Below are 8,585 nucleotides of genomic sequence, written 5' to 3' on the forward strand. Positions count from 1 at the left end.
ATGAACTACAATGATAAAAAAAGAAATCTCATGGAAATAATAGAGAGAATATCTGAAAATGATGTTGTTGTAGCTTTTTCCGGGGGTGTTGACAGTAGTCTTCTTCTAAAGCTTTTTTCTGAAGCATCTAAAAAAAGTGGAAACAGAGTATGCGCTGTAACTGCAAATACAAAAATACATCCAGTAAAAGATATAGAAATAGCATCGCGTGTTGCAGATGAAATGGGAGCTGAACACAGAATAGTTACAATTGACGAACTTCAGGAAGCAGGAATAGAAAATAATCCCGTAGATAGATGTTATCGCTGTAAAAAGAGTATATTCAATAAAATAATACAGCTTGCAAATGACGAGGGAATATATACTGTTGCAGAGGGTACAAATTCTGATGATCTGGGAATGTACAGACCTGGAATACGTGCAATCAGGGAACTTGGAATAAAAAGTCCGCTTGCTGAAGCCGGATTTACAAAAGAAGAAGTAAGAAAATTTGCAGCGGAATTCGGGATATCTGTATCAGAAAGACCTTCTACACCATGTATGGCTACGAGATTTCCATATGGAGTAAAACTTGACTATGAAAGTATAAGAAAAGTTGAAGATGGTGAAATATGGCTCAGAGAAAATGGATTTTATAACGTAAGAATACGCGTACATGGAAACATTGCCAGAATAGAAGTCGATAAGAAGGATATGAACCTTGTTATAGATAAAAAAGATGAAATTACAGAATATCTGAAAAAACTTGGATATGATTATATAACTCTGGACCTTGAGGGATTCAGGTCTGGAAGTATGGATATCCATATAAAAGACAAATAGTTTATAGCTTATATGCAAAATAAATGTATAAAAAGAAAACTATATACATTAAAATAAAACCAGCTTTTGCTGGTTTTATTTTTTTAAATCCTATAAAATATATATTGAAGTTTTATTTAATACAAAATACAGGATATATGATTATAGTTTATTTTTCATGAAATTTATAGCATCGTTGTATTTTTTCAGTTCAGATTCTATTTTATCCGGATAAGTATGTCTTAGCTCTGACAGTATTATATTGCATAGAAGAATAGATAAAATAGGTGAATTATAAAAAGTTTCAGCTGTTTCTCTTGTTATTATATACACATCCGCTTCCACTGATTTACCGACTATATCGGAATTTGTCATCGATACAAATTTTGCTCCGACTTTTTTAGCATAGCGTGCAACCATATAATCGTCATCTTCCATATCAGAAAAGTTGGACATTATAACAAGATCTTTTTCTGTCATGGGAAGGATTTTTTCTCTGAGACTAACACCCTGATCGTCAGTATAAACACAGTTTATCCCGCAGATTGGTAAATAGTTATAAAGATATTTCATAGCTATTGAATCAGTACCAAAACCAATAAGATATACAGTTGATGCAGATGCAATATATTCGACTATAGTCTTTACTTTGGAAAGAGAAAGTCTTTTTTCGAAACTGTTTATATCATTTATCAGGTTATTAAACAGAAAATCTTTTCCCGGAGTTGATAAAAAAGTTTCGTATGGACTATGTCTTATGGAAGATAACTGTTCATCGTTTATTTCTCGTTTAAGTTCTATAAATCCTTTGTAGCCTATCTTCTGACTGAATCTTACAAGGGTAGCCTTGCTTGTACCTGATTTAAGGGCTATATCATTTCCATTGTAGTGTGATATAGTATCGTAGTTTTCTATTATGAATGTTGCTATATTTTTTTCGTTTTTTGAAAATGAATCAAAATTTGAAATGATTTTATCTTTGATTGTAGTCATAAACATTAGTCCTTTCCTGAGATATACAGAATATTATACCATAAAAGATATTAGATATGTTATATTTGAATATATATGATATATATGGAATATTGTTGTTATATCAATAAAAAATATAAGATTTCATATAATATATGCTATGATATAAATAAATATTATAAATCAGATAAGGACGTGATTTAATGCTGGCTGAGGAAAGACATAAGCTTATACTTGAAAAACTGAATATTGATTCTGTAGTATACCAGAGCGAACTTGTAGATTATCTGAAAACATCAGAGTCTACAATAAGAAGAGACCTTAACTATCTGCATGAGGCAGGACTTTTGAAAAAGGTTCATGGTGGAGCTGTAAAAATAGATTCAGATCCGATAAACACAAAAGATGAGAAAGTAGAAATAAGACAGAGTCTTCATATGGATGATAAATTAAAAATAGCAAGGGCAGCAGCTGGACTTATAGATGCCGAAGATTTTGTATATATAGATGCTGGAACAACTACAGAACTTATGATAAATTTTATAAATGAAAGAAAAGCGGTATTTGTAACAAATGGAATAGTTCATGCAAAAAAACTTATAGAAAGAGGATTTACAACATATATAATCGGTGGAGAATTAAAGCCGTTGACTGAAGCTATTATAGGTGTTGAAGCTGTAAACTCTCTCAAAAAATATAATTTTACAAAGGGATTTTTTGGAACCAATGGTATAGACGAGTATAGAGGGTTTACAACACCGGATATAAGAGAGGCACTTGTAAAAGAGGAAGCAATAAAAAGATCAAAAGAAGCTTTTGTGCTTGCTGATAAATCAAAATTTTCAAAAATAAGCTCGGTCTGTTTTGCAGAAACTTCTGATGCAAAAGTAATTACAACTGATAAAGAAGAATATAAATCATATGAAAAGATAAAAATAATTGAAGTATAGAAGATTGCTGTATAAAAAATTCCATAGAATACAGATAAACTATTAAAAACAATTATACATATTGCAGATTTTGAAAGGTGTTTCATGAATATATGAAACACCTTTTGGCATATAATGAAAGATTATGGAATATATTACTTATCTGATTTACTGGCTTGACAATAAGGTTTTATGCGAAAATTACGGTATAAAATGGAATTTTATGGAAAAATATAAAAGAAAATGACAGATTATGAAAGAAATATATTGACATATGAAAGAAAATGGAATATTATATGTTTAAGAAAGAAATGTGAAAACCTTATCACAAAAATTAAATATAAATAAAAAACAGTTCTAAATTATAAAAATATGAAAGGGGATATGTAGAATTGATTTATACAATAACATTTAATCCGGCTTTGGATTATATTGTGAAAATGGATGATTTCAATCCTGGGTGTGTAAACAGGACAAAGTCAGAGGATGTATATGCGGGAGGAAAAGGTATAAATGTATCTATAGTCCTTAGAAATCTGGGAATAGACAACATAGCTCTTGGATATATAGCCGGATTTACCGGAGAAGAAATAGAAAGAAGAGTAAGAGAAGCTGGATGCAGTACAGATTTTATAAAACTTGAAAACGGAATGTCTAGAATCAATGTAAAAGTAAAGGCAGGTGTTGAAAGTGAAATAAATGGAAGAGGTCCGGAAATCTCTAAAGATGCGCTGAATGAATTATACAAAAAGCTGGATAACCTAAAAGAAGGAGATATTCTTGTTCTTGCAGGAAGTATACCTTCAACTCTACCAGAGGATATATACGAAAGAATAATGGAATATATTCAGGCTAAAGGAGTAAAGAGTATAGTAGACACTACAGGAAAACTTTTACTCAATGTACTGAAATATAAACCATTTATGATAAAGCCGAATCATCACGAGCTTGCTGAGCTTTTTGGAGTTGATCTAAATGGAATGGATGACATAGTAACATATGCGAAGAAGCTTAGAGAGATGGGTGCTGAAAACGTAATAATATCAATGGCAGGAGATGGTGCAGTTCTTGTTGATTCAGATGGAAATGTAGAAATAAGTGATGTACCAAAAGGTGAAGTCAAAAACTCTGTAGGAGCAGGAGACTCACTGGTTGCCGGATTTATATGTGGTTATCTGAAGACAGGAAACCTGAAAGATGGATTTAAAATGGGTGTTGCCACAGGAAGTGCATCTGCATTTTCTGAGGGACTTGCAACAGAAGAAAAGGTAATGGAACTTCTGGAACAGATAAAATAAAAAGTATCAGGAATTTTGGATAGATAAAATAAAGGGTAAAAATGGAGGACACAATGAAAATAACAGACTTACTTAGTGTAAAAGGTATAGAAATAAATCCTGAAGTATCAGATAAATCTGGTGCTATAGACAAGCTTGTAGATCTTATGGAAAAAGCGGGCAATCTTAACGATAGAGAAGAATACAAAAAAGCAATTCTTGCAAGAGAAGAAATATGTACAACAGGTATAGGTGATAATATAGCAATACCTCATGCAAAGACAGAAGCTGTTAAAAAAGCAGGTCTTGCAGCGATGGTTTTAAAAGATGGTGTTGATTATGACTCTATGGATGGACAGCCATCAAAACTATTCTTTATGATAGCTGCTCCAGAAGGTGGAAACAACGTACATCTTGATGTACTTGCAAGACTTTCAGCAATGCTTATGGACACTGATTTCAGAGACAGACTTATAGCAGCTGAATCTGTGGAAGAGTTTCTTGATATAGTGGATAAAAAAGAAAATGAAAAACTTGAAAGTAAAAATACAGAAGAAAAAGTATCTGAAAATGGATATAGAGTTCTTGCAGTAACTGCATGCCCAACAGGAATAGCTCATACATTTATGGCAGCTGAAGCACTTGAAAACAAAGCAGCTGAAATGGGAATAAGCATAAAAGTAGAGACAAACGGATCTGGTGGAGCTAAAAATGTTCTTACAAAAGAAGAAATAGAAAATGCTGAATGTATAATAATAGCAGCAGATAAAAATGTTGAAATGGCTAGATTTGACGGCAAAAAAATGATACAGACAAAGGTTGCGGACGGAATACACAAAACAGAAGAACTTCTTAAAAAGGCAACAGATGGAACTGCATCAGTATATCACCATGTAGGTGGCGGTGAAGCTTCTGATACATCTACAGAAAATGAAAGTATAGGAAGACAGATATACAAGCATCTTATGAACGGTGTATCTCACATGCTTCCGTTCGTAATAGGTGGAGGTATACTTATAGCACTTGCTTTCCTATTTGATGATTATACAATAGATCCTTCTAACTTCGGTATGAATACACCTTTTGCAGCATTCCTTAAAACTGTAGGTGGAACAGCATTTGGATTTATGCTTCCGATACTTGCTGGATATATAGCTATGAGTATAGCTGATAGACCGGCTCTTGCTGTAGGTTTTGTCGGTGGTATGCTTGCCAATAACGGCGGTTCAGGCTTCCTTGGTGCACTTGTTGCAGGATTTATAGCAGGATATCTTGTACTTGGAATGAAAAAGGTATTTGATAAACTTCCTCAGAGTCTTGAAGGTTTAAAACCTGTACTTCTTTATCCTTTCTTTGGAATACTTTTAATAGGTGCAATAATAACATTTGTTGTAAATCCTCCTGTTGCATATATAAACAACGCTATATTTGAATTCCTTAACGGACTTGGATCAAGCAGTAAAATGCTTCTTGGAGCACTTCTTGGAGGAATGATGGCTATAGATATGGGTGGTCCTATAAATAAAGCGGCATATGTATTCGGAACTGCATCTCTTGCAAGTGGACAGTTTGAATTCATGGCAGCAGTAATGGCAGGTGGAATGGTTCCTCCTCTAGCAATAGCACTTTGTACAACAGTATTCAAAAAGAAATTCACAAAGAGAGAAAGACAGTCTGGTGTTACAAACTATATAATGGGACTTTCATTCATAACAGAGGGTGCAATACCATTTGCGGCTCAGGATCCACTAAGAGTTATACCTTCTTGTGTAGCAGGTTCTGCAGTTGCAGGTGCATTATCAATGTTCTTTGGATGCGGACTTAGAGCTCCTCATGGTGGAGTATTCGTAATACCTACAATAACAAATCCTCTTGGATATATGGCAGCAATTGTTATAGGTTCTGTTGTAGGAATGTTTGTACTTGGATTACTTAAGAAAAATATAGAAGAAGAATAATATAGAATAAATAAAGTACCGGTATATGCCGGTACTTTATTTTTGTATCTATTTATAAACTTAAGTGTTAAAATGTATATAACAGAACAGTTATCGGGAGGAAATAACATGGAGGGGAAGATTTTAACAAATATAATAATTATAAATATAGTTGTACTTATTGTGGCTATATTATTTATGCTAGTAGTGTTTTATATAACAGTAAATATAAAAAAGAGAAATAGAAGAATGGAAAATGAGGAATATGAAAAATTAAAGCCTGATGTAATGGACTATATAAATGGAAAATCAGATAGAATAAAAAATCTGATGGCAAGTAGGCTTAGTAAAAATACAGTCTTGAATATAATACTTGATTATTCGGAAAATGGGAAAATAGACTGTGGCGAAATTATAGAAAGTCTGGGACTGGACTCGGTTCTTAAGGAAAATCTGAAAAAAAACGACAATAAAATACTCGCTATAAAAAATATAGGAATATCAAATATAGACGGTGCGTACGATATTCTGAAGGAATACTGGAATTCTGATGATTTTGATGAGAGATATTTCAGTATGTATTATACAATTGCACTTCTTAAAAAGAAAAAATATACTATGGAAATAATAGATACGATTCTAGGAGCCGGATTCAGCGACGATAGAAAAATAGAGATGATAAAAATTCTTGAAATAGAAAATGATGTTATCATAGACATTATAAACAGAAAACAGTCGGATACTTCAAAATCAGTTATGCTTTACAGTATAGATGGAAATAAGCTTTCAGAACGGCAGATAGAGAAGATAAAGGAGATAACGAGATACAATACAGAGCTTGAAATAGGCATTGTAGACTCTTTTCTTATGTCAAAAAGTAAAAATGCATTTAATCATATAGAATCTCTGGTAATAGAAAAAAGGGATCCTATACTTCAGGCACATATAGCTAATAGACTTGCTGTATATAAATCTAAAAAAGGATTTAATCTTCTAAAGATACTTCTTCACAGTGAGGACTGGGATGTGAAATACAATGCAGCAGTTGCAATTCTAAGTTATGGCGAAGAAGGAAGAGATTATCTGAAAGATGAATTTGAACACGATAATATATCTTCTGCAGGCGAAATGGCGAATCTTCGTCTGAATATAAATATATAGAAGGGAGGGGCAAAATTGAATCTTATAATAAAAATAGCAATGTATGTAAGTACAATAATATTCATATACTTTTTTGTGATAGTTATAAGTTACTGTGCAATAATAGTCAATGCGTTTTTCAGACTCAAGACAGATATGAAAGTTGTAAATTCAAATATAGATCTTGAAAGTGAATCATTGTCAGCGGTGTCAATACTTGTTCCTGCTTATAACGAATCAGAAACAATAATAGACAGCATAACCTCTCTTACAAGACTTGATTATGATGAATACGAAATAATTGTAGTGAATGACGGTTCCAGTGATGATACGTGTGAGAAGGTAGTTTCACATTTTGGACTTTCAAAACTTCCTATAACATATAATCATCAGTTGGAATGTGAGGAGATAAGGCGGATATATACAGATCTTAACTCAAATAAAATAACGGTAATAGATAAGGAAAACGGAGGAAAGGCGGATTCTTTGAACGCGGCAATAAATATAAGCAGATATCCTTATATATGCTGTATTGATGCTGACTGTATTCTTGAAGAAAATGCACTGAAAAAAATATCAAGACATTTTGCAAGGAGAAAAGAGACAATTGCTATTGGCGGAATGGTCAAAGCTGCAAATGGATGTGTGATATCGGACGGCAAAGTAATAGAAAAAAGACTTCCTAAAAAATTTATAGAAAAAGTTCAGGTGCTGGAATATCTGAGAGCATTTCTTACAAACAGATTTACATGGAATGACAACAACAGTACGCTTATAATTTCAGGTGCATTTGGAATGTTTAAAAAAGATGCAGTAATAATAAGTGGCGGATATAAAAAAGGTCTCGGTGAAGATATGGAACTTGTTGTCAGAATGCAGGAATATTACAGAGACAACGGTATAAAATACTATATAGGTATGGCTTCAGATGCTGTGTGCTGGACTCAGCTTCCGTCATCATACAGAGACCTGAGAACTCAGAGAAAGAGATGGCACAAAGGACTTATAGAATCTCTATGGAAACACAGACAGATGCTTCTGAACCCAAGGTACGGAAAAATAGGAATGCTATCATTTCCGCAGCAGTTTTTCGTCGAAATGTGTGGACCTGTAATAGAAGGTTTTGGATATATAATATTTATACTTCTTCTTTTATACTATGACCTTACATATATGGTTGCCCTGGTATTTATAATGGCATATCTGTACGGGGTATTTCAGACTTTATTTGCAGTTATTTTTGAAAAACTTACCTACGACGAATACACTACAAGAAAAAATACAGTATCACTTATAGCGGTGTGTTTTCTTGAACCGATTATTTATAGACCATTTACTGTGTTTTGGAGAATAGAGGCATTTCTGGGAGCGAGAAGAAAGAAAAAAGGATGGGGAAACATAAAAAGACAAAAGTTTTAACTAAATAAGGCGAAATTCTCCTTCCTCACCGTAGGAGATGAAAGCCTTGCCGTTAGGCTTGAATTGACAGACAAATAATATAGATGTATAATCAGTAGTAAATAATAAAA

At 33.0% G+C, this 8,585-nt stretch carries 7 protein-coding genes; 6 read left to right on the top strand and 1 reads right to left on the bottom strand.

Going from position 1 to position 8,585, the window contains the following annotated elements:
* Complete coding sequence (larE, locus tag EXD82_RS02000) at window positions 1–822, top strand: ATP-dependent sacrificial sulfur transferase LarE (RefSeq protein ID WP_142535245.1); 822 nt, start codon at window positions 1–3, stop codon at window positions 820–822.
* A 141-nt stretch (window positions 823–963) separates the two neighbouring features.
* Here the strand turns inward: larE and EXD82_RS02005 are convergent, their stop codons facing one another.
* Window positions 964–1,794: a MurR/RpiR family transcriptional regulator gene (locus EXD82_RS02005; RefSeq protein WP_174919131.1), complete on the bottom strand. Its 831-nt coding sequence runs from the start codon at window positions 1,792–1,794 to the stop codon at window positions 964–966.
* Between the two features lie 182 nt (window positions 1,795–1,976).
* Between EXD82_RS02005 and EXD82_RS02010 the strand changes: the two genes are divergently transcribed.
* The 5 genes from EXD82_RS02010 (at window position 1,977) to EXD82_RS02030 (ending at window position 8,475) form a co-directional block, all read left to right on the top strand.
* Window positions 1,977–2,723 (top strand): DeoR/GlpR family DNA-binding transcription regulator, encoded by a 747-nt coding sequence (locus tag EXD82_RS02010; RefSeq protein ID WP_142535247.1) that lies wholly within the window; start codon window positions 1,977–1,979, stop codon window positions 2,721–2,723.
* A gap of 371 nt (window positions 2,724–3,094) precedes the next feature.
* Window positions 3,095–4,000 carry a 1-phosphofructokinase gene (gene pfkB, locus EXD82_RS02015; RefSeq protein WP_142535248.1) on the top strand — a complete coding sequence of 302 codons (906 nt, stop codon included), beginning with the start codon at window positions 3,095–3,097 and terminating at the stop codon, window positions 3,998–4,000.
* Window positions 4,001–4,053: 53 nt separating this feature from the next.
* On the top strand, window positions 4,054–5,937 hold the full coding sequence (locus tag EXD82_RS02020; RefSeq protein WP_142535249.1) for a PTS fructose transporter subunit IIABC: 1,884 nt from the start codon (window positions 4,054–4,056) through the stop codon (window positions 5,935–5,937).
* Between the two features lie 108 nt (window positions 5,938–6,045).
* Entirely contained in the window at window positions 6,046–7,077 is a 1,032-nt protein-coding gene (locus EXD82_RS02025; RefSeq protein ID WP_142535250.1) for a HEAT repeat domain-containing protein, read from the top strand.
* A gap of 15 nt (window positions 7,078–7,092) precedes the next feature.
* The gene (locus EXD82_RS02030) at window positions 7,093–8,475 is read left to right on the top strand and encodes a glycosyltransferase family 2 protein (RefSeq protein ID WP_142535251.1); all 1,383 of its coding nucleotides are present in this window, start codon (window positions 7,093–7,095) and stop codon (window positions 8,473–8,475) included.
* Window positions 8,476–8,585: the final 110 nt, after the last annotated feature.

The sequence above is a fragment of the Peptacetobacter hominis genome (genome assembly GCF_006861675.1).
GTDB lineage: Bacteria > Bacillota > Clostridia > Peptostreptococcales > Peptostreptococcaceae > Peptacetobacter > Peptacetobacter hominis.